This window comes from Acinetobacter sp. ANC 4973 (assembly GCF_002135275.1).
GTDB classification, from domain to species: Bacteria; Pseudomonadota; Gammaproteobacteria; order Pseudomonadales; family Moraxellaceae; genus Acinetobacter; species Acinetobacter kyonggiensis.
The window spans coordinates 1-21,673 of sequence record NZ_NEGM01000016.1 but is presented as its reverse complement, the minus strand read 5'-3'; the positions used below and the strand labels follow the sequence as shown (position 1 = coordinate 21,673).

Here is a 21,673-nt window from a genome sequence, read left to right as displayed (position 1 = left end):
TTTTAATTAGTTTTTATGGTGTAGGGAAAATTGATTAATTTAAATTTTAAGCTTAATAAAACAACAGTTTATGCTTATTTAGTAGTGAGTTGTTTTATTTTATCTATCATTTTCTCAAGTTATATTTTTTTAATATTTTCATTTTTATTTTGTTATGAAATATTTAATAAAGTAAGAGAATCTATTTTAATTTCTTTTATTTTCTCTTTATATTTTATATTTTTAGGGTTTGATACTTTTAAATATTTTGTATTAATGTTTTTTTCGATTATCTTGATTTCGGAAAGGTTTAAAGATAATCCTAAAATTATTTTAAGTGCGTATTCTAATGTTTTTTTGATATTTTTACTTTATTTATTTACATTAGAACAGAAAGTAGGTGATATATCTAATGTTTTGAGTTTTGAAACAAGATTTTGGCCTGTTCTTTCAAATGGTGAGGAATTAAATCCGAATATGATAGGACTTTTAAGTGCTATATGTGCGTTCGGTTATTATGTAAATAAAAAAATAATTCTTATGATTTTTCCACTTTTTATTCTTTTAGTTAGTCAATCCAGATCTGCTATGCTATTTTTTATTCTAGCATCATTTTTGTATAGCGGGGTTAAATTAAAAAATATTTTTTATTTTTTAATGATGTTATTTCCTTTTATTTACTTTTTAAATAATTCGAATATTATTAATCGTTTCATTGAAGATGGTGAAAATGGTCGTATAGCTAGAATTTTATTTTATTTGCCATATCTGAAAAATAATTATCTGACTGGTTTGGGATATGGGGAGTATCTAGTTTTTGTTAAAAATATTGGATCATTGGATAATTTATTTCTAGCCATAATATTGGTATATGGTATTTGGGGTGTTATATATTTACTTTCATTGTTTATTATATTTTTTAAAAATAAGAAAAATGAAGATTCTAGTTTAAGGTTGGCAATATTCTGTTCATTTATGGTTCTAGGTCTTTTTGAGGGGTCTTTTGCTTTTAATCATTTGACATGGTTGATATTTGCTTTGTCATTTAATTCCTTTTCTATTAAAATGATTAAATAAAAAATCATTTTGCATTATAATTTGTTTAATGCAAAATATATAATAATATATTTTTTAATATTGATTAGGTATATATTTTAGAGAGGAAGTATGAAATTAAGTATTATTGTTCCTGTTTATGGTGTTGAAAATTTTGTTTTAGATTTTTCGGAAAGTCTATTTCCTCAATTAAATGAAAATGTTGAGTTGATTATAGTAGATGATGGTACAAAAGATAGTTCTATATTAATACTTAAAGAATATTACAATAAAAATAATTATACAAGATTTAATGTGATATGGCTGGAGCAAGAAAATCAGGGGCAAAGCGTTGCTAGAAATTATGGTATTTCTAAATCAACCGGAGATTATATAACATTTTTAGATCCCGATGATTTAGTTTCTTGTGATTATATTAATCAGATCATGAGTGCAATTGAAGTTTCACCTGATTTAATCCAATTTAATTGTGAAGTATTTGTTTCATCAGGTGGTGAAAAAAATAAAATTAATGAAATAAAGCTAGTTAATGATAATTTATCTTTTATATTGAATGAGGATGAAATTATAGAAATTTATTCTAAAAAGGCTTGGTTTTCTTGGTTAAGGGTTGTTAAAAGACAATTTATAGATTCAGATTTTTTTCCAAAAAATGTTAATTATCAAGATATGATGGCATTTCCAAAATTATATAAGAAAGTTAAAAATATTAAAAATATTGATGAAAATTTAGTATCATATCGGGTGCATAGTAATAGTTCAGTCAATAGTTTTAAACCTAAATTGCTCACTAGTGCAGATTTTGGCCTTGAATTATATGAAAAAATCGAAGATAGCTTAGATATAATTATTTATAAACAATTTTTAACCTTAAGAATGGATTTAACTATGAGTTCAAAAGGTCTGAAAGCTGCATTAATATGGTATTATAAGCATATTTATAGTTGTAAGAATTCTTTATACTATAAGAATATATCTAATTTAAATTTTTATATAACAAAATTTACAGCAATATTTTGTTATAGGATGTTTAAAAATATATTTAATCTTAATCGTTGAGTTGATTAATATGATTCCTAAAAAAATTCATTTTTGTTGGTTTGGACCCAATCAGTATTCACCAATGGTTGAAAAGTGCATAGCATCTTGGAATAAGAAATTAATTGGTTGGGAAATAGTCTTATGGAATGAAAAAAATTCGCCAATAGATCATCCCTTTGTAAAAAAGGCCCTAACTGATAAAAAATATGCATTTGTTGCTGATTATGTAAGATTTTATGCTTTATATAATTATGGTGGTGTTTATTTAGATACGGATATAGAGATAGTTAAAGATCTAACTCCATTACTGGACAATGAGTTTTTTTCGGGTTCTGAGGATTGCGAAGGTCAATATGTTAGTGCTGGTGTAGTCGGTTCAGTTTCAGGCCATATATATTTAGAACAAGTTCTTAATTATTATGATAACTTAAAAAAGTATGAAACTTCACCTGCAGTTCTCACAAAAATTTTTAACAAAAATAAATTTAGTAATATTTCTATATATAGTCATGAGTATTTTTATCCCTATAATCCATATGATAAAAATCAGAAAGTAAAACAATTGTTTTTTTGTGATATAACAAAAAATACTTACGCAATACATCATTGGAATTTTTCGTGGAAAAGAACTAAAATACAAAAAATTTTTGATTTTTTAAAAAGTCAATTTAGTTAAAATATTTTATTTATTTGCGGTGCTTTAAATGATTAAGTTAGCTCTTTTAAAACCTGAATTTTGTTATGGTCCTGAAATATATGCTTTATCTGATTATTTAAGCACAAAATACTCAGATAAAATTTTTTGTCAGATTCTAGAGTTTGACGAAATTAAAAAAAGGCAGAATGATTTTGACTTAATTTATAGGTTGATGGGTTTTTCATCTTTTATATTTGAGGATTTTAAAATTCCAGAAATCCATGATTATGCATCAATCTCAACGGGGAGGTATATTTTATTTAAGAATTTCATTAAACGTAATTTTCAAAAAAAACCAATATATAGGTCTTTTTTAAACACTAATGTATTTGAGGAGTTTAATTTTAAAGATAATATTCCTTACGGTTTTAGAGATATGGCTGTGAAAGAAACCTTTTTTAAGTCCTATGATTTCAATTACGATCAAAAAGAATTTGATTTTTGTTATATAGGTGAGATTTCTAAGGAAAGGAATTCAGATGAACTTATAGATTTCTTTGGAAAATCCAATTTTAAAGTTTTGATGATTGGAGAAAATAAATTAGGAGAGAATAAATATAAAAATATTATCTTTAGTGGAAGAGTAGAAAATTCTATTGTTCCAAGTTTAATTAATAAATGTCGCTTTGCAATTAATTTTGTTCCAAATTTATACCCATATAATTTACAAACTTCAACAAAATTATTGGAATATCTTTCTATGGGGATTCCAGTTATATCAAATAAATATAAATGGGTTGAAGATTATGTTGAAAATAATAATATTTCTTTAATTTTTTTTGATGACTTTTCTTTCTTTAAAAATGATTTTTATAGTTTTTATAAAGAATATGGGAACTATAATAATGTTACAAAAGTTAAAAAATGGGATAATGTTTTTGAAAGTTCGGGGTTAATTAATTTTATTTTAAATTATAGTGGTAAATAATGTGAATAAAAAAATTTTTCTCATCGGTACAACTGCTTCTAATCTATTTCTATTTAGAAAAGATTTTATAATTTCATGTGTTGAAAAAGGCTTCCAAGTTTATGCTTTGGTGTCGGAGTATGATGATTATTGGTTGGAAAAAATTAAAGAGTTGGGTGCAGAGGTCATCACTTATAGGCTAAGCCGAAGCGGTTTAAATCCTTTTAACGATATTAAATCAATGTTAGAACTTAAAGCTTATATAAAACAGCATAAACCTGACATGGTTTTTTCATTTTTTACTAAACCTGTAATTTATGGTTCTTTAGCTGCTAAATTTGCTGGAGTTAATAATATTGTAGGAATGATTGAAGGCTTAGGCTCTCCTTTTACAGAGCATCCTCATGGTCAGACTCTAAAAATTAAGTTGATTAGATTTTTTCAAGTTTCACTTTATCGAATTGTATTTCCTATTTTAGATAAAATTATTTTTTTAAATAAAGATGATCCTATTGATTTAATAAAAAATAATAAAATTTACCACAAAAATAATGCTGTAGAAATATTAGGTCCGATAGGTTTAGATTTGAAAGATTATCCTTACAAAGCATGGGATAGTTCAAATCAAATTTCTTTTATATTTATTGCGAGATTATTAGCTGAAAAAGGGATATATGAGTATTTAGAAGCGGCTAAAATAGTGAAATCTAAATATCCAAATGCTCATTTTAAAGTTATTGGTGGCTTAGATTTAGAAAATCCTTATGGACTTTCTAAGCAAGAGTTAGATGATGTAGTATCAACAGGAATTATTGAATATCCAGGATTTGTAAATAATGTAGCTGAAGAGATTCAAAACAGCGCAGTTTTTGTTTTACCTTCATATTATCGAGAAGGCGTACCACGTAGTACTCAAGAGGCTATGGCAATAGGACGTCCCGTAATTACCACTGATGTACCTGGGTGCAGAGAAACTGTTGTCGATGGAGTTAATGGATTTTTGATTCCAAAATGGAATGTAGCTATGTTAGCGGATAAAATGATGTACTTTATTGAACATCCAGAGCAAATTAATCTTATGGGATATGAAAGTTATAAAATAGCCCAAGACAAATTTGATGCTGAAAAAGTAAACATAAAATTGTTAAAAATTATGAATATATAATTTATTAAACAATTTTATTTTCTTTAAGGAAATTTATAATTTTTATCAAAATTGAAAATTTTACTTTATGAATTAAAAATTCTGAAACAAGTTCCTTATGCATATTGTGTATCACAGGATCTTGCAAGTTATATACGTTAGAAATCAATTTTAGCAAATAAATTGAAAGCAGCTTAATATAATTGTCACTTATATAGAGACATCGAAAAACTGATATTATTGAGTGGTTTTTACTATTTTTCTCATTACGCAATTCGGGGTATACTGCACAACAAATTTAAAAATATTTCTAAACAGTTAAGGTTATAGAAAACGAGCACTTTAATTCATGAATTTAATTTTTTAAATAAAGTGTTTTTTGATGTGTTTAAAACTTGATTATTTAAAAATGGGGTGAGAAATGAAACGCTTATTAGATATTATTATTGTGACTTTCGCATTAATTATATTGTCGCCTATTTTCTTATTGGTTTGCTACAAAGTAAGAAAGCATTTAGGTGCTCCAATCTTCTTTTATCAAGAACGTCCAGGAAAAGACGGTAAAATTTTTAAAATGATGAAGTTTCGTTCTATGAAGGATGCATTTGATAAAGAAGGAAGTCCCTTACCAGATGATAAGAGAATAACGCCATTTGGACATAAATTGCGTTCTACAAGTTTAGATGAAATGCCACAACTCATTAATGTCCTAAAAGGGGATATGAGTATCGTTGGTCCGCGCCCTCAAATGAAAGAATTTTTAGAACATTATACAGATGAACAAATGCGTCGCCATGAAGTTCGTCCCGGTATGACAGGGTTGGCACAAGTCAGTGGGCGTAATCACTTGTCTTGGGAAGAAAAGTTTGAATTAGATGTAGAATATGTCGATAAGCAATCGGTTGGGCTCGATTTCAAAATTATGCTTAAGACAGTTAAGGTGATGGTGAAGAAAGAAGGAATTAATGCCCCTGATCAAACTGTAGGCGCCAGTCGTTTTTCAAGTAACCCAGCACAAGAATCTAAATCAGCATCTCATCAGTAAGTTTTTTATTTTCGGTATTGTAGTGAATTATTATGATCAAAAAAGCGATTCTCCCTGTTGCAGGCTTAGGTACACGTTTTTTACCCGCAAGTAAGTCGATTCCTAAAGAAATGGTGACAGTGGTTGACCGTCCAGCCATTGAATATGTGGTACGTGAAGCTGTTGCAGCAGGTATTGAACAAATTATTTTGGTGACACATTCATCAAAAGCTTCTATTGAAAATTATTTTGATCGTAACTTTGAACTTGAAACGACCTTAGAACATAAAAAGAAATTTGATTTACTCAAAGAAATTACTGAAATTTTACCTTCACATATTCAAGTGATTAGTGTTCGTCAGCCGCAACCTTTGGGTTTAGGCCATGCGGTATTGTGTGCAAAAGCAGTGGTGGGTGATGATGATTTTGCTGTTCTTCTCCCCGATGTTTTGGTTAAAGATGCAGACAGTAAAAATGATTTATTCTTGATGATGCAGCGCTTTGAACAATCTCAAGCTGCACAAATTATGGTTGAAGCTGTGCCAGATCACTTGGTTGATCAATATGGTATTGTTGATGTTGAACAATCACCCGCTGAAGGTGAAAGTGTTGTTATGCAGGGGATTGTAGAAAAGCCAGCTATTGACACAGCACCTTCGAATCTTTCAGTGGTTGGACGTTATGTTTTGCCAGCAAAAATCATGCAACTTTTAGAACAAACACCTAAAGGTGCAGGCAATGAAATTCAACTCACCGATGCAATTGCAATGTTACAGCAAACGGAAGCGGTTGAAGCGTACCGAATGAAAGGTCAAACTTTTGACTGTGGCAGTAAAATTGGTTATCTCAAAGCGGTGTTACACTATGGTGTTGAACATGTAACATTAGGCGCTGATTTTAAACAGCTGATTAAAGAATTAGACATTTAAGGTTCGTCAATTATGAAAATTGCGGTATTCGGTGCAACTTTACAAGCAGCCGTAATGAGTGCCTTATCTGCAGAAATGGGACACTTTGTTTCTTGGTGTCCCGCATCGGATTTAACGCATTTTGAGCTACGACAGTTAAATTTTGATTCAGAGCTAACACATGCGATAGAAGTACAGCTGAGTCAAAAATTTTTACAGATCACAGATCAAGCTATTCTTGAAAAAGACTTTGACGTTTATTTATTTGCATTTAATCCTTCAAATTTTGACGATGCAATCGCGTTTGCTGAGAATTTAAGCCAAAAAGCCATTATTCATCCCAAGCTCATGATTAATGGTTCTACTTTTGGCTTCAATGGGACATCAAAACTTCAGCAGCTTTTACCTAAAGATGCGTGGGTCTATCTACCTGATATTATACAGGATGGTCGCTCGATAGAGAGTTTGACTCAGGCGAAATCGATTGTCGTTGGTTTTGATCAAGATCAGTTTGCAAAAATGCAGATTACAGAACTTCTACGTCCGTTCTTTCCACGGGAAGAACAACTTATTTTTATGCCCATTTTGGATGCTGAATTCACTAAACTCAGTATTTCCGGCATGTTGGCAACACGCATTAGCTTTATGAATGATTTGGCTCTGGTTGCTGAAAAGTTGAATATTGATATTGAAAATGTACGCAAAGGTCTCAGTGCGGATAATCGTATTGGATCCAGTTATTTATATGCGGGTGTTGGTTTTGGTGGTGAAAATTTCTCCCGTGATATTCTGACTTTATCGCAAACTATTTTTGATTCAGGAAATCATAGTCGACTCTTACAACAAGTTTGGGATATTAACGAACAGCAAAAAGAAGTCCTTTTTCGAAAATTTTGGAATTATTATCATGCTGAACTTCAGGGCAAAACGGTTGCCATTTGGGGTGCAGCATTTAAAGCGAAATCTTCAAGTGTAGTGAATTCACCCATTCATAGCATGCTGCATGCATTTTGGGCACAGGGCGTGACAGTTAAGCTGCACGATCCGAAAGCATTAAAAGAAATTGAACGTATTTATGGGCAGCGAGATGATTTAGTTTTGTGTGATGACCAATATGAAGCGGTACGTGGCGCTGATGCACTCTGTTTGATTACCGCATGGAAACAATATTGGAGCCCAGATTACAAATATTTAAAACAGTTAATGCAACATCCTTTTATTTTAGATGGTCGTAATGTCTATGATCCATCTTATGTGAAAGCGCAAGGATTTGCATATGAAGGGGTGGGGCGTTCATGAATAGTATTGAAAAGCTTCCCTTGCATGATACGGATCTGATTCAGGAAAAACTAAAAAGTTTTGCCCAGCAAGAGCAAGAGATTAATTTAAATTATTTATTTCAAAAAAATAAAAAACGTTTTGATGAATACTCGGTTCATACGGGTCAGTTATGTTTTGATTATAGTAAGCACCGTGTTGATGAGCGTATTATTCATGAGCTTATTGGTTATGCAGAATCGCAACATTTGAGCAGCTGGATTCAGCGCTTATTTTCTTTAGAAAAAATTAATTACACTGAAAATCGTGCAGCGATGCATTGGGCTTTGCGTTTGCCGAAGCAAAATAGTGCACATGCAGATTTGGCAGAGCTGGTACATAGCCAGCTTGATCGTATGTATCAGTTGGTCGAGAAAATTCATCAGGGTCAGTATCGGGGGGCTACAGGTGAGGTCATTCATGATGTGGTCAATATTGGTGTGGGTGGATCAGATCTCGGTCCTTTAATGGTGTCTCAAGCGCTGACTGATTTTAAAGTTCAAACTGCTCAAAAATTAAAAGTTCATTTTGTATCCACTATGGATGGCAGCCAACTTTCAGATCTTTTACATCAGTTTCGCCCAGAAACGACCTTGTTTATTATTTCATCCAAGTCTTTTGGCACCATTGATACGCTTTCTAATGCACAAACGGCAAGATGCTGGCTTGAGCAATCTTTAGGGACGTCGAAATCAGTTCTAAAATGTCACTTTGTCGGTGTTTCAACCAAGCCCGAGAAGATGACCGAGTGGGGAATTAGTGCTGAGAATCAATTCTTACTGTGGGATTGGGTCGGTGGGCGCTATTCACTGTGGTCGTGTATTGGTTTACCTATTGCGTTAACTATTGGTGTTCAGGGCTTTCAGCAATTTTTGGCTGGTGCTTATGAAATGGATCAGCATTTTCAGAACACACCACTTGAACAAAATATTCCTGTGTTAATGGGGTTATTAGGAATATGGAATAATAACTTCCTGAATATTCAAACCCATGCGGTACTTCCTTATGATGGGCGGTTAAAATATTTTGCGGCTTATTTACAACAATTGGAAATGGAGTCGAATGGTAAATCCATTCAGCGTTCTGGTGAAAAAGTCGTATTAGATACGTGCCCAATTTTATGGGGTGAAGTTGGACCAAATGCGCAACATGCTTTTTATCAGTTATTGCATCAAGGTACACATGCTGTGAGTTGTGACTTTATTGCACCGGTGAAACGCTATAATGCCAATCAATTTACCTATGTTGAAAATGCAGAGGCTTTAATTGAACAACACCATTTAGCCCTCTCGAATTGCTTGGCGCAATCACGTCTATTGGCCTTTGGCAATCATGTTCTAGATCTGGAAGAAGTAGAAAGTTCACCCAAATATAAACAATATGCAGGCAACCAACCGACCACAACAATTCTGTTAAAAGAGTTGAATCCACGCAGTTTAGGTATGCTCATTGCGATGTATGAGCACAAGGTATTTGTGCAATCCGTGATGTGGAATATTAATCCATTTGACCAATGGGGCGTAGAAAAGGGTAAAGAAATTGCCAATCAACTGTTACCGATTCTCAATCAAGAGCAAGCTGATGTTTCCGATCTTGATTCTTCAACGCAAGGTTTATTAAGAATTTTACTGGGAAAAGCAGATGGCTAAAATTTTAGTGACGGGTGGCGCAGGTTATATCGGCTCACATACCTGTGTTGAACTGTTAAATTCAGGGCATGAGGTTGTTGTGCTGGATAATTTATCTAATAGTTCAGCAGAGTCTTTAAACCGTGTGCAAGCACTGACAGGAAAATCTTTAGCCTTTGTTGAAGGTGATATTCGAGATGCACAAACTTTGGATTCCGTCTTTGCGGGACATCAAATTGATGCCGTCATTCATTTTGCGGGTTTAAAAGCTGTAGGTGAAAGTCAACAGATTCCACTGAAGTATTTTGACAATAATATTGCCGGTTCAATTTGCTTAGTACAAGCGATGGAGCGCGCAAACGTATTTAATTTAGTCTTTAGCTCATCGGCAACGGTCTATGATGAAGCCAATATATCACCGCTGAATGAAGATATGCCAACAGGCATACCGAACAATAATTATGGTTATACCAAACTGATTGTCGAGCAATTATTACAAAAGCTGTGCATTGCAGATGAGCGTTGGTCGATTGCATTATTGCGTTATTTTAATCCCGTTGGTGCGCATAAAAGTGGTCGCATTGGTGAAGACCCGCAAGGCATTCCGAATAATTTGATGCCCTATGTGACTCAGGTTGCGGTCGGTCGTCGAGAAAAATTGGCTATTTTTGGCAATGATTACGATACGGTGGATGGGACGGGTGTGCGTGATTATATTCATGTGGTCGATTTAGCCACTGCGCATTTATGTGCGTTGAATAATCGTTTAAATGCTCAAGGTTGTCGTGCATGGAATATTGGTACAGGCAATGGTTCATCAGTTTTACAAGTTAAAAATACCTTTGAACAGGTCACTGGTGTAGCGGTTGCTTTTGAGTTTGTAGCGCGTCGCGCAGGTGATGTGGCAACATCATTTGCCGACAATGCGCGTGCTGTAGCAGAATTGGACTGGCAGCCGCAATATGATCTAGAAGATATGTTGGCAGACAGTTGGAATTGGCAAAAACAAAACCCAACCGGGTATAAAAATTAATTTATTTTAAAGTCAAACATGGGAGCATTGTGCTCCCATTTTTTATTCAAGCTTAGCTCTGAATTAACGCAGTGAGTTCATCTACATAATCTTGCATCGGTTTAGGATTGTGATCTAAACGACTTTCAATATTCAAACGCAGTAAAGGTTCAGTATTAGACGCACGGACATTAAAACGCCATGCGCCAAAGTTAAGACTGACCCCATCTGTTTGATCTATTTCAGGGTTTTGATCGGCATAATAATCAAAAATCTTTTGAATGGTTTGGGCTGTATTGGCAACTTTAAAATTGATTTCACCACTACACGGGAATTTAGTAATCATGTTTTCTACCAAGGTAGAAAGCGATTGTTTGGTTTCAGATAACACGCCAATGACCAATAACCAAGGAATCATGCCACTATCGCAATAAGCAAAATCACGAAAATAGTGGTGCGCACTCATTTCACCGCCATAAACCGCATTGTGTTCACGCATCTTCTCTTTAATATATGAATGCCCAGATTGCGATTGCACAGCAATACCTTGCAGTTCATCCACAATGGCTAAAGTATTCCAAACCAAGCGTGGATCATGCACGATTTTTTCGCCCGACTGCTTCAGTAAGAAGGCTTGGGCCAGTAGACCAACAATATAGTAGCCTTCAATAAATTGACCTTTTTCATCAAACAGGAAGCAACGGTCAAAGTCGCCATCCCAAGCAATGCCCATATCGGCTTGATGCATGATCACTGCTTCAGAAGTGCTGGCACGATTTTCCACTAAAATAGGGTTGGGAATACCATTGGGGAAAGTACCATCTGGCTGATGATTGATTTTGATAAATTCAACAGGGATATTCAGTTGCTTGAATTGTTCTTCAATCGCATCAATCACATGACCTGCTGCACCATTACCTGCATTGACCACCAGCTTTAAAGGACTGATTTTTTCAGGCGCAATATAGGTCATCAAATGTTCAATAAATTCAGGCAAAACATTATAATTTTGTACAGTACCTTTGTTCTCGACCTGTATAAAGTTACCAGATTCAGCCAATGCTTGAATTTCTTTTAAACCAGAATCGGCACCAATCGGTCGTGCATTTTCACGAACCAATTTCATCCCGTTATAATCCATTGGATTATGGCTCGCGGTAATTTCAATACCACCTTGTACATCCAAATGGAAGGCACCGAAATAGACTTCTTCTGTGCCTGTCATGCCTAAATCGAGGACATCAACACCTGCATCATTTAAACCACGGATGGTGGCTTGTTTTAATGCTTCACTGCTTAAGCGGATATCACAGCCAATCACCACTGTTTTCGGCTGGTAAATTTGACCATAAGCTCGACCGACCTTATAGGCAATGTCTTCATTTAGTTCTGTACCAAGTTTGCCACGAATATCATAGGCTTTAAAACAAGTGAGTTGGGTCATGACTTTTCTCATTTAAGACAGAAGAAAAAGGCCAGTTTAAACTGACCTTTTGATCCGAAGTTATTCTACAGTGACTGATTTTGCCAAGTTACGTGGCTGATCGACATCGGTGCCGCGTAATACCGCGACATGATAAGACAATAGCTGCACTGGAATACTGTAAACAATCGGTGCAAGAAGCGCACTTACATGGGGTACAAACACCACATGTTGGCGATCTTTTTCTTTAATGCCGCTATTCTCGTCAGCAAAAACAAACAGTTCACCACCACGGGCTTGAACTTCTTCCATATTCGATTTCAGCTTATCCAGCATGTCATCTTGCGGTGCAAGAATAACCACAGGCATATCATTATCGACCAGTGCAAGCGGCCCATGTTTGAGTTCGCCTGCTGCATAGCCTTCAGCATGAATATAAGAAATCTCTTTCAGCTTTAATGCACCTTCAAGCGCAATCGGGAATTCTGTGCCACGACCTAGGAATAGGCAATGTTGTTTTTCAACAAACAATTCAGACAAACGTAAAATATCTTTATTTTGCTGCAAGGTATCTAAAATAACTTTTGGCGTATGCCATAGATCAGTAATGATGGTCGTCATTTTTTCAACAGCAATACTTTGCTTCACTTGACCAATTTTTAAAACCAACAGCATTAGTGCGGCAAGTTGCGTGGTAAATGCTTTGGTTGAAGCCACCCCAATTTCAGGTCCAGCCAAAGTCAGTAAACTATGCTTGGTTTCACGCACCATTGAAGAGGTTGCCACATTACAAATGGTCATGGTGACAATGTCTAAATTTTTTGCCAGCGCACGTTTTTGCGTATCACGCAGTGCGGCTAAAGTATCGGCAGTTTCACCTGATTGAGAAATACAGATATACAGCGTGTGATTGACAATGACCGGTGTGCGATAGCGGAATTCACTGGCAATTTCCACCTGACAAGGTAAATCAATCAGTTGTTCAAACCAATATTTTGCAATCATGCCTGCATGGTAGCTGGTACCACAGGCAATGATTTGTATTTGTTGAATGCTTTTAAAGTCGGCAACCGCTTCGGCTAAGAAATCGTCACGTAATGCATTGCTATTGAGTGCTTGGGAAATAGTTTGTTGAATCGCTTCGGGCTGCTCATAAATTTCTTTGAGCATGTAATGTTTATATTCGCCTTTAGACACCGTACTCACGGTTGCATCTAATTCTTTCACAGGACGCTCAACCAATTGACCTTCAACAAAGACTTCAATGCTGCTACGGGTTAAGCGTGCGATATCACCTTCTTCGAGGTAAATAAAACGATTCGTGATCGGCAATAAAGCCAATTGGTCAGAGCTAATAAAGTTTTCGCCAATCCCCACACCAATTACCAGTGGCGAGCCTTCACGAACCGTGATCAATTCATCTGGATGATCGGTATGCACGATTCCGAGTGCATAAGCCCCTTTAAGTTGTGGAACCACTTGTTGCACAGCGGTTAAAAGACTAGACGTCGATTTTAGGGCATCATTGATTAAATGCGCGACAACTTCGGTATCTGTTTGCGAGGTGAAGACATAACCGAGGGACTCAAGATTATCTTTGAGCTCTTGATAGTTCTCAATGATACCGTTATGCACCACTGCAACTGTACCCGAAATATGCGGATGGGCATTATTTTCAGTCGGTTTGCCATGCGTTGCCCAACGTGTATGGGCAATGCCTAATGAACCTTCGATATTTGCTTCATTGACTGCGTGTTCTAAATTGACCACTTTACCGACACGACGTTCGCGTAAAACTTGGCCTTGATTAATCAGCGCAACACCTGCTGAATCATAGCCACGGTATTCAAGGCGTTTAAGACCTTCAATTAAAATATTGATAATATTACGTTCAGCAACGCCACCAACAATTCCGCACATATTTAAATCCTCTTATTTTTCCACTTTTTGGGGGCGTTGATAGTTTTCTTTGGCCACTTGTTTTGAACGCTCGAAAGCTAAACTATTTTCTGCAACATCACGGGTAATCACCGATCCAGCACCAACCGTTGCACCATTGCCAATATGGACTGGGGCAACCAGTGAGCTATTTGAACCGATAAAAGCGCAATCGCCAATAATGGTTTTAAACTTATTTGCACCATCGTAGTTACAGGTGATCGTACCTGCACCAATATTTGAACCTGCACCGACTTCAGCATCACCTAAATAAGTGAAGTGATTGGCTTTAGAACCTAGACCAATACTGGAGTTTTTCACTTCAACGAAGTTACCAATATGTACGTCATCGGCAAGTTTAGCGCCAGGGCGTAAACGTGAAAATGGTCCAATTTGGGCATTTTCACCGACAATTGCATTATCAAAAATGCTATAGGGTTGTACTTTGGTGCCTGCGGCAATTTTACTGTTTTTAATCACGCAACCTGCACCAATTTCGACATGATCACCAAATTCACAATCACCTTCAATGATCACGTTGATGTCAATACGAACATCTTGACCGACGCTTAAATGGCCACGTAAATCAAAACGTGCAGGGTCTATTAAATGTACGCCTTGCTGCATCAGTTTTTTGGCTTGGTTGTTTTGGAATTCACGTTCCAGCGTTGCCAGTTGCACGCGGTCGTTGACCCCTTCAACTTCAAAAGCCAATTCTGGTTCAACCGAAGCCACGCTTAAACCATCGGCAATCGCCATGGCAATAATATCGGTTAGGTAATATTCACCTTGCGCATTTTCATTGGACAGTTTGGGTAACCATTCATGCAATTTGGCATTGTTGACGCAGTAAATACCGGTATTAAACTCTTTAATTTTGCGTTGTTCATCGTTGGCATCTTTATGCTCAACAATGGCTTGAATTTCACCATTTTTACGTACAATACGACCATAACCTGTGGCATCATCAACTGTTAGGGTCACAATGCCAATCCCCGTTTCTGTAGAGGCTTGCAGTAATTTTTTTAAGGTAGCCTCGGTAATACACGGCACGTCACCCGAGAGGATCAGCGATACGCCGTCCGTAGGTAACACGGGCAAAGTCACTTTCACAGCATGACCTGTACCGAGTTGTTCAGCTTGTTCAACCCATTCTACATTTTCTTGCGAAAATACTTGTTGAACCAGATTTCCACCATGACCATAGATGGTAATAATATTTGCTGCATTGAGTTTTTTTGCAGTTTCAATCACATGTCCCAATAAAGGACGTCCTGCAAGAGGTTGTAATACTTTCGGTAAAGTTGAACGCATACGTGTTCCTTTACCTGCAGCAAGAATAATAACGTTAGTAGACATGTGCAATCCTACAAGTTTTAGCTTAAGCCAATCACAAAATATAAATAAATGCAGATGCACAGGGCAGCCCAAATGCCAGCGATAATATCATCCAGCATAATGCCGAAACCACCACCAACTTGACGATCAATCACGCTGATAGGCCAAGGTTTCCATACATCAAACAAACGAAATAAAGCAAATCCAATCAAGACCCAATACCAGTTCATGACCCCTAAATAAATGAGCGGTAAAAAGGTAATCGATTGTCCAGCAAACTCATCCCAAACAATACGCCCATCATCATGAACCCCCATCACTTTAGCAGTTTGCCCGCAAATATAGATGCCAACAACAGACATGACAATTATAGCCAATGTGGCGTTTAAAAACCCCAGTGCCAGCCAAATTGGAATAAACAGCAATGCGAAAGCAGAACCAAAGGTGCCCGGTGCTTTTGGCAGCAGTCCAGAACCAAATCCAACACCGCAAAACACGATACAGCGGTTGAACCAAGCCATGTTTTTAAAATTGATTGCGGGTTTATGCAAAGTGTTGGTATCCATGAAATTGTAATGGATAGTGTGCACCATCCAGCTCAAAAGTTAATCCCTTTTGTTTGGTAATTTGTCCAATAATCGTAATATTAATATCTAATTTTTGTTGCAAAAGTTTATCGTAATTTTGTGGGCTGATGGTAAAACATAATTCGTAATCATCGCCACCCGCTAAAGCGTGATGCCATTGTTTTTCTTGAGGTAAAATATGAAGTGCTTCACTTATTGGAAGTTTATCTAATTGAATTTGAGCACCGACATGAGATGCTTTGAGAATATGACCTAAATCTTGGGCTAAACCATCCGATACATCAATCATGCCTGAGGCTAAGCCTTTAAGCTGTTGTCCGAGTTGACAGCGCGGTGTCGGGTAATCCAAACGCTTTTGTAGTGCATGACCGAGATGCTGCAAAGCAAAAGCAGCATCACCAACGTGCCCACTGACACAAATATAGTCACCTATTTGCGCACCTGAACGTGTTACGGCTTGACCCGATTCAACCCAACCCAGTGCGGTCACTGAAAGAGTGAGGTGTGGACTTTGCGTGGTATCACCACCAATTAAACTGACGCCAAATTGATCGCAACAATCATATAAACCCTGACTAAAGCCTTTGAGCCAGTCATGATCAATTTGGGGTAAGCTCAAGGCCAGTAAAATGCTGTGCGGTTTGGCCCCCATTGCGGCAATATCGGATAAATTGACGGCAACAGATTTCCAGCCAATGGCATGCGGAATGGTGTCTAAAGGGAAATGTCGACCGGCAACCAAAGTATCGGCACAGATGACCAATTGTTGGTTGGGTGGGGGGGTGAGCAAGGCTGAGTCATCACCGACACCTAAGTCGACAGCATTTCGATTCTGTCGATTGAAATAAGTGTCAATGATGGAAAACTCAGCCATACAACAAATCTACTGAAAAATTAGTCGGCTTGTTGCTTTTCTGCTGCACGTAAGCTGGTTGCTAAACGGTCTAATACACCATTGATGTATTTATGGCTGTCAGCACCACCAAAGTGTTTAGCAAGCTCAATGGACTCATCTAGAACAACGCGATATGGAATTTCAAGATGATCTTTGAGTTCATATGCGCCTAGACGAAGTGCTGCCAGCTCAACACCATCTAAGGCATTAAGTTCACGGTCAAGCACAGGGATTAGGAGCGCATCCAATGCTTCATGATTGGCAACCACTTGAGTTAACAATTCATGATAATAGCCGAGATCCACTTTGTGCATGGCATTTTCCACACGCGTACGTGCTTCAATCTCATGGACGGGATTGTGGCTCATCTGCCATTCATAAATTCCTTGTACAGCAAAGCGACGTGCTTTACGTTTCGCTGCATAAGTAGCTTGAAGTGTTTGCGACATGCTTTAAATAGCCTTTAACAAGTTAACCATTTCAATTGCAGTAAGGGCAGCTTCGCCACCTTTATTACCTGCTTTTGTACCAGAGCGTTCAATCGCTTGTTCAATACTATCCGTAGTAAGTACACCGTTAATCACTGGTAAGCCAGTATCTAGACCAACAACGCCTAAACCTTTAGCGCATTCACCAGCAACAAAATCAAAGTGAGGTGTGCTGCCACGAATCACAGCACCCAGTGCAATGATCGCATCAAAACGATCTGAAGCGGCAAGTTTTTTTGCAACCACAGGAAGTTCCCATGCGCCCGGTGCATGAACAACGGTAATATTATCCTCTGATACACCATGACGTTTCAATGTATCAATTGCACCTTCTAATAGATGTTCGACCACAAAGCTATTAAAACGGCCCACTAAAATCGCGTAACGGCCTTCGCTCGCGAGATGTAACATACCTTCAATACGGCGAACTGCCATAGCAACCTCGATTATTTCTCTGTTGTTTGATTTGCGGTGATATATTCCACCACTTCTAAATTAAAGCCTGATAGTGCGTTAAAACGTAAAGGTGAGCTTAGTAGCTTCATCTTTTCAACGCCTAAATCACGTAAAATTTGTGCACCTACACCAATCGTTTGATATTGCTGAGAAAGTGCTGCATTTGATTTGCTTGGTTTTGGTGCTGTTAAGTTGCTTAAAGCAGGACCCAAATCTTGTAAATGGCGTTGACCAATCCACACCAAAACACCGCGATCACTGTTGGCAATCTCTTTTAGCGCTCGGTCTAAGTTCCATGCAGGTTCACCATCTTGTTTATTGAGTTTCAATAAATCACGAACTGGGCTAAAGCCATGGACACGAACCGTCGTCACGCCTTCTTTAGGCTGACCTTTCACTAAAGCCAAATGAATATCTGGATTACCCAATTCACGGTAACGATACAAATCAAAAGTGCCGTATTCAGTGTCTAGGGTTTGTTGATCAATACGTTCAACGGTTTGTTCATTGGTCATGCGGTAATGAATTAAATCCGCGATGGTGCCTATTTTTAAACCATGTTTTTCTGCGAAAACTTCAAGGTCTGGACGACGTGCCATAGTGCCGTCTTCATTAATGATTTCACAAATTACAGAGGCCGGTTCAAGTCCTGCAAGACGTGATAAGTCACAACCAGCTTCGGTATGACCTGCACGGTGCAGTACGCCACCGGGTTGTGCCATTAATGGGAAAATATGACCCGGCTGAACAATGTCAGCAGGTTTAGCATGAGCTGCAACAGCCGTTTGAATGGTGTGCGCACGTTCAGCAGGTGAAATACCTGTTGAAATACCTTCTGCTGCTTCAATAGAAAGTGTGAAATTCGTACCATGCTGTGCGCCGTTTGCATCGACCATAAGTGGAAGATTAAGTTGCTGACAACGGTCGCGACTCAGCGTTAAGCAAACTAAACCACGTGCATGCGTGATCATAAAGTTGATGTCTTCTGGACGGACATGTGTCGCAGCAATAACTAAATCACCTTCATTTTCACGATCTTCATCATCCATCAGGATGACCATTTTTCCTGCACGGATATCTGCTACGAGCTCTTCAACGGTATTGAGCGGCATCAATCTTCACCTTCTTTTTGTCTCAAACGACATTTTGCTTGTATTGATTGTTGCATAGTCTAACGTGTTTTGACGTCCTTTGCCTATGCTTATCAGTTTTCCCTCAACTGCCCATTGTTATACACAGTCGTAGAATGCTTGAAAAGAGGGCTTTATTTTAAAAGACCAGATTGTGACTAATCTTTAAACATTTGAAATGCATAAATAATGACAAGCTTATGCAAAATGATCAGGGTTTGTCCGATTTTGAGCTGTTTTTGTATCAAACGCAGCTTAAGCATACGCGCTACTTTGTGATGAGATCATTGTATTTACATTTGAGTCATTATTTGATCATTTCCCTTTCTCAATCCTGCTGATCCCTTCATATGATTTAGTCATTATTTATGTCGAAAAAGTGATTGAGTACTGCTCCCCGTAATGAGGTCATCTTATTTAAAATGTAAGAGCATTTTTTATTTACAGAGCCATGTATTGAGCATAAATAGAGCGTATTTAAGTCGCATGACAAGGTATTTATCCTAAGTATTTTGACTAAATTTTTCTTATTATTGGATATAAAAATAAAATATTTGGTAATTATAATTTTTAATTTTAGCTTTATTTTTTTATATTAACAATAAAAATCAATATCTTAATTTTAAAATCTATGAGTGTAAATTATTGTTAAAATCTGTTTTAAAACCCGACTGAAATGGTATGTTTTCTGTTAATAATTTTTATTTTAATAAAACTACATTTCTAGATAATAATTTTAAAAGAGGGTAGATGTATGAATGAAAATGTCTTAATTGATAAGATTTCTCATATAGAAAGCAACTTATCAGCAGATATAAAAAATATTAATCTTACGAACACTCCAACAGTTGTCAGGCTGAATTTGTCAAAAGATGATATTTTGGAGATACGAAAAGAATATGATAATGCTGTCATTGTTTTAAAAAATGGCGAAGTTATTACCTTAAATGGCTTTTTTAATGCTGATCATAGCTTGGTATTAAATTCGAATAATGAATTGCTTTGGGTTCGGTTTACAGATGAACAAGGTGTATTTTTAGATCATGTTGTTTATAGCAATTTAGAAGAAGTTGAGCTTTTATTATATTCTGAAGGTGTAGCGAATCCTTTGTTATGGGCAGCAATACCATTAGCTGCTGCCGGAATTTTGGCTTGGGCTGGCAACCACGATAACAATAATGATAATCCAACGAACAATACCACTCCACCAATCCTTGATACCACTCCGCCAATGATTGATGCGACTCAAAAAGATCAAGAAACGATTAATGTTAAATCAAATGAAGATGGCAAAGTGGTCATTAAAGATCAAAACGGCAATGTTATTGGTGAAGGCAATGTCATTAAAGATGGCAGTGTTGATATTGATTTAACACGACCATTAATTGATGGAGAAGAAGTCACTGTTGAAGTCACAGATGGCTCTGGTAATACAGGTACAGAAATTATTACTGTAGATATAACAGGTTCTATTGGGGAAACGGGACCTACTGGTGCCACAGGTGAAACGGGATCGACGGGCGAAACTGGTGAAACAGGCGCTACAGGTGAAACAGGCGCTACAGGCGGAACGGGATCGACGGGCGATACAGGCGCGACAGGTGGAACAGGCTCTACCGGTGCGACGGGTGATATTGGTGCAACTGGTTCTACTGGCGCTACAGGCGGGACAGGATCTACAGGCTCTACGGGTGCTACAGGTGGAACAGGCTCTACCGGTGCGACGGGTGAGATTGGTGCAACGGGTTCTACAGGCGCTACTGGAGCGGATGGAAAATCAGCGCTTGAACTGTTGATTGAAGCGGGTGAATTAACTGTAGGTTCCACAGTACAGGATCTAATCAAGTATCTGAAAGGTGTGGACGGTGCAGATGGCAAATCTGCTTTAGAGCTATTGATTGATGCGGGTGAATTGCCAGTAGGTTCGACAGTACAGGATCTAATCAAGTATCTAAAAGGCGCAGACGGTGCCGATGGTCAAGATGGCAAATCTGCTTTAGAACTGTTGATTGAAGCGGGTGAATTGCCAGTAGGTTCGACAGTACAGGATCTAATCAAGTATTTAAAAGGCGCGGACGGTGCCGATGGTCAAGATGGCAAATCTGCTTTAGAGCTATTGATTGATGCGGGTGAATTGCCAGTAGGTTCGACAGTACAGGATCTAATCAAGTATCTAAAAGGCGCGGACGGCGCTACAGGCGAAACTGGCGCTACAGGTGGAACAGGCTCTACCGGTGCGACGGGTGATATTGGCGCAACTGGTTCTACTGGTGTGACTGGCGCTACAGGCGGGACAGGATCTACCGGTGCGACGGGTAATATTGGCGCAACTGGTTCTACTGGTGTGACTGGAGCTACAGGCGGGACAGGATCTACAGGCTCTACCGGTGCGACTGGTGGTATTGGTGCAACTGGTTCTACTGGTGTGACTGGCGCTACAGGCGGAACATGATCTACAGGCTCTACGGGTGCCACAGGTGGAACGGGATCTACGGGTGCGACGGGTGATATTGGCGCAACTGGTTCTACAGGCTCTACGGGTGCCACAGGTGGAACGGGATCTACCGGTGCGACTGGTGATATTGGTGCAACTGGTTCTACAGGTGGAACAGGCTCTACCGGTGTGACTGGTGATATTGGCGCAACTGGTTCTACTGGTGTGACTGGCGCTACAGGCGGTACAGGATCTACCGGGGGGACGGGGG

General features: G+C 37.6%; 19 protein-coding genes. 11 read left to right on the top strand and 8 right to left on the bottom strand.

The window, feature by feature from the left end; translation table 11 throughout:
• Window positions 1-30: 30 nt before the first annotated feature.
• From B9T30_RS14310 to galE, 10 genes are all read left to right on the top strand, one after another.
• The gene (locus B9T30_RS14310) at window positions 31-1,056 is read left to right on the top strand and encodes a hypothetical protein (protein WP_143223215.1); all 1,026 of its coding nucleotides are present in this window, start codon (window positions 31-33) and stop codon (window positions 1,054-1,056) included.
• Window positions 1,057-1,146: 90 nt separating this feature from the next.
• Window positions 1,147-2,094 (top strand): glycosyltransferase, encoded by a 948-nt coding sequence (locus tag B9T30_RS14305; protein WP_086185597.1) that lies wholly within the window; start codon window positions 1,147-1,149, stop codon window positions 2,092-2,094.
• A 10-nt stretch (window positions 2,095-2,104) separates the two neighbouring features.
• Window positions 2,105-2,752, top strand: a complete 648-nt coding sequence (locus tag B9T30_RS14300) for a glycosyltransferase (RefSeq protein ID WP_086185596.1) — start codon at window positions 2,105-2,107, stop codon at window positions 2,750-2,752.
• 28 nt (window positions 2,753-2,780) lie between these two features.
• On the top strand, window positions 2,781-3,701 hold the full coding sequence (locus B9T30_RS14295; protein WP_086185595.1) for a glycosyltransferase: 921 nt from the start codon (window positions 2,781-2,783) through the stop codon (window positions 3,699-3,701).
• A 1-nt stretch (window position 3,702) separates the two neighbouring features.
• On the top strand, window positions 3,703-4,845 hold the full coding sequence (locus B9T30_RS14290) for a glycosyltransferase family 4 protein (protein WP_086185609.1): 1,143 nt from the start codon (window positions 3,703-3,705) through the stop codon (window positions 4,843-4,845).
• A 400-nt stretch (window positions 4,846-5,245) separates the two neighbouring features.
• The gene (locus B9T30_RS14285) at window positions 5,246-5,869 is read left to right on the top strand and encodes a sugar transferase (protein WP_086185594.1); all 624 of its coding nucleotides are present in this window, start codon (window positions 5,246-5,248) and stop codon (window positions 5,867-5,869) included.
• Window positions 5,870-5,901: 32 nt separating this feature from the next.
• Window positions 5,902-6,777: a UTP--glucose-1-phosphate uridylyltransferase GalU gene (galU, locus tag B9T30_RS14280; RefSeq protein WP_086185593.1), complete on the top strand. Its 876-nt coding sequence runs from the start codon at window positions 5,902-5,904 to the stop codon at window positions 6,775-6,777.
• 12 nt (window positions 6,778-6,789) lie between these two features.
• Window positions 6,790-8,055, top strand: a complete 1,266-nt coding sequence (locus B9T30_RS14275) for a UDP binding domain-containing protein (protein WP_086185592.1) — start codon at window positions 6,790-6,792, stop codon at window positions 8,053-8,055.
• Window positions 8,052-9,722: a glucose-6-phosphate isomerase gene (gene pgi / locus B9T30_RS14270; RefSeq protein WP_086185591.1), complete on the top strand. Its 1,671-nt coding sequence runs from the start codon at window positions 8,052-8,054 to the stop codon at window positions 9,720-9,722. Before B9T30_RS14275 ends, pgi begins: the two co-directional genes overlap by 4 nt.
• Entirely contained in the window at window positions 9,715-10,734 is a 1,020-nt protein-coding gene (gene galE, locus B9T30_RS14265; protein WP_086185590.1) for a UDP-glucose 4-epimerase GalE, read from the top strand. Before pgi ends, galE begins: the two co-directional genes overlap by 8 nt.
• A 52-nt stretch (window positions 10,735-10,786) precedes the next feature.
• On the opposite strand, the gene B9T30_RS14260 is transcribed toward galE, so the two are convergent.
• From B9T30_RS14260 to ribBA, 8 genes are read right to left on the bottom strand one after another with little or no spacing between them, the layout of a single operon-like run.
• Window positions 10,787-12,157 (bottom strand): phosphomannomutase, encoded by a 1,371-nt coding sequence (locus B9T30_RS14260; protein WP_086185589.1) that lies wholly within the window; start codon window positions 12,155-12,157, stop codon window positions 10,787-10,789.
• A 60-nt stretch (window positions 12,158-12,217) separates the two neighbouring features.
• Window positions 12,218-14,056, bottom strand: a complete 1,839-nt coding sequence (gene glmS / locus B9T30_RS14255) for a glutamine--fructose-6-phosphate transaminase (isomerizing) (protein WP_086185588.1) — start codon at window positions 14,054-14,056, stop codon at window positions 12,218-12,220.
• A 12-nt stretch (window positions 14,057-14,068) separates the two neighbouring features.
• Window positions 14,069-15,433, bottom strand: coding sequence for a bifunctional UDP-N-acetylglucosamine diphosphorylase/glucosamine-1-phosphate N-acetyltransferase GlmU (gene glmU / locus B9T30_RS14250; RefSeq protein ID WP_086185587.1), 1,365 nt, complete (start codon window positions 15,431-15,433; stop codon window positions 14,069-14,071).
• A gap of 17 nt (window positions 15,434-15,450) precedes the next feature.
• Window positions 15,451-15,978: a phosphatidylglycerophosphatase A gene (locus B9T30_RS14245; RefSeq protein WP_086185586.1), complete on the bottom strand. Its 528-nt coding sequence runs from the start codon at window positions 15,976-15,978 to the stop codon at window positions 15,451-15,453.
• A complete protein-coding gene (gene thiL / locus B9T30_RS14240) occupies window positions 15,956-16,873 on the bottom strand; it encodes a thiamine-phosphate kinase (RefSeq protein ID WP_086185585.1) in 918 nt (305 codons plus the stop codon). Before thiL ends, B9T30_RS14245 begins: the two co-directional genes overlap by 23 nt.
• Window positions 16,874-16,893: 20 nt before the next feature.
• A complete protein-coding gene (gene nusB / locus B9T30_RS14235; protein ID WP_004649642.1) occupies window positions 16,894-17,343 on the bottom strand; it encodes a transcription antitermination factor NusB in 450 nt (149 codons plus the stop codon).
• 3 nt (window positions 17,344-17,346) lie between these two features.
• Window positions 17,347-17,817: a 6,7-dimethyl-8-ribityllumazine synthase gene (gene ribE / locus B9T30_RS14230; protein WP_004649641.1), complete on the bottom strand. Its 471-nt coding sequence runs from the start codon at window positions 17,815-17,817 to the stop codon at window positions 17,347-17,349.
• An 11-nt stretch (window positions 17,818-17,828) separates the two neighbouring features.
• Window positions 17,829-18,950, bottom strand: a complete 1,122-nt coding sequence (gene ribBA / locus B9T30_RS14225) for a bifunctional 3,4-dihydroxy-2-butanone-4-phosphate synthase/GTP cyclohydrolase II (protein ID WP_086185584.1) — start codon at window positions 18,948-18,950, stop codon at window positions 17,829-17,831.
• Window positions 18,951-19,722: 772 nt separating this feature from the next.
• On the opposite strand from ribBA, the gene B9T30_RS14220 reads away from it, so the two are divergent.
• A complete protein-coding gene (locus B9T30_RS14220; protein ID WP_205666515.1) occupies window positions 19,723-21,420 on the top strand; it encodes a BapA/Bap/LapF family prefix-like domain-containing protein in 1,698 nt (565 codons plus the stop codon).
• Window positions 21,421-21,673 lie beyond the last annotated feature (253 nt).

Bases quoted from the DNA above. Each gene is read 5' to 3' on its own strand.
- B9T30_RS14305 (WP_086185597.1), top strand. From the start codon at position 1,147: ATGAAATTAAGTATTATTGTTCCTGTTTATGGTGTTGAAAATTTTGTT.
- B9T30_RS14300 (WP_086185596.1), top strand. From the start codon at position 2,105: ATGATTCCTAAAAAAATTCATTTTTGTTGGTTTGGACCCAATCAGTAT.
- B9T30_RS14295 (WP_086185595.1), top strand. From the start codon at position 2,781: ATGATTAAGTTAGCTCTTTTAAAACCTGAATTTTGTTATGGTCCTGAA.
- B9T30_RS14285 (WP_086185594.1), top strand. From the start codon at position 5,246: ATGAAACGCTTATTAGATATTATTATTGTGACTTTCGCATTAATTATA.
- galU (WP_086185593.1), top strand. From the start codon at position 5,902: ATGATCAAAAAAGCGATTCTCCCTGTTGCAGGCTTAGGTACACGTTTT.
- B9T30_RS14275 (WP_086185592.1), top strand. From the start codon at position 6,790: ATGAAAATTGCGGTATTCGGTGCAACTTTACAAGCAGCCGTAATGAGT.
- pgi (WP_086185591.1), top strand. From the start codon at position 8,052: ATGAATAGTATTGAAAAGCTTCCCTTGCATGATACGGATCTGATTCAG.
- galE (WP_086185590.1), top strand. From the start codon at position 9,715: ATGGCTAAAATTTTAGTGACGGGTGGCGCAGGTTATATCGGCTCACAT.
- B9T30_RS14260 (WP_086185589.1), bottom strand. From the start codon at position 12,157: ATGACCCAACTCACTTGTTTTAAAGCCTATGATATTCGTGGCAAACTT.
- glmS (WP_086185588.1), bottom strand. From the start codon at position 14,056: ATGTGCGGAATTGTTGGTGGCGTTGCTGAACGTAATATTATCAATATT.
- glmU (WP_086185587.1), bottom strand. From the start codon at position 15,433: ATGTCTACTAACGTTATTATTCTTGCTGCAGGTAAAGGAACACGTATG.
- B9T30_RS14245 (WP_086185586.1), bottom strand. From the start codon at position 15,978: ATGGATACCAACACTTTGCATAAACCCGCAATCAATTTTAAAAACATG.
- thiL (WP_086185585.1), bottom strand. From the start codon at position 16,873: ATGGCTGAGTTTTCCATCATTGACACTTATTTCAATCGACAGAATCGA.
- nusB (WP_004649642.1), bottom strand. From the start codon at position 17,343: ATGTCGCAAACACTTCAAGCTACTTATGCAGCGAAACGTAAAGCACGT.
- ribE (WP_004649641.1), bottom strand. From the start codon at position 17,817: ATGGCAGTTCGCCGTATTGAAGGTATGTTACATCTCGCGAGCGAAGGC.
- ribBA (WP_086185584.1), bottom strand. From the start codon at position 18,950: ATGCCGCTCAATACCGTTGAAGAGCTCGTAGCAGATATCCGTGCAGGA.
- B9T30_RS14220 (WP_205666515.1), top strand. From the start codon at position 19,723: ATGAATGAAAATGTCTTAATTGATAAGATTTCTCATATAGAAAGCAAC.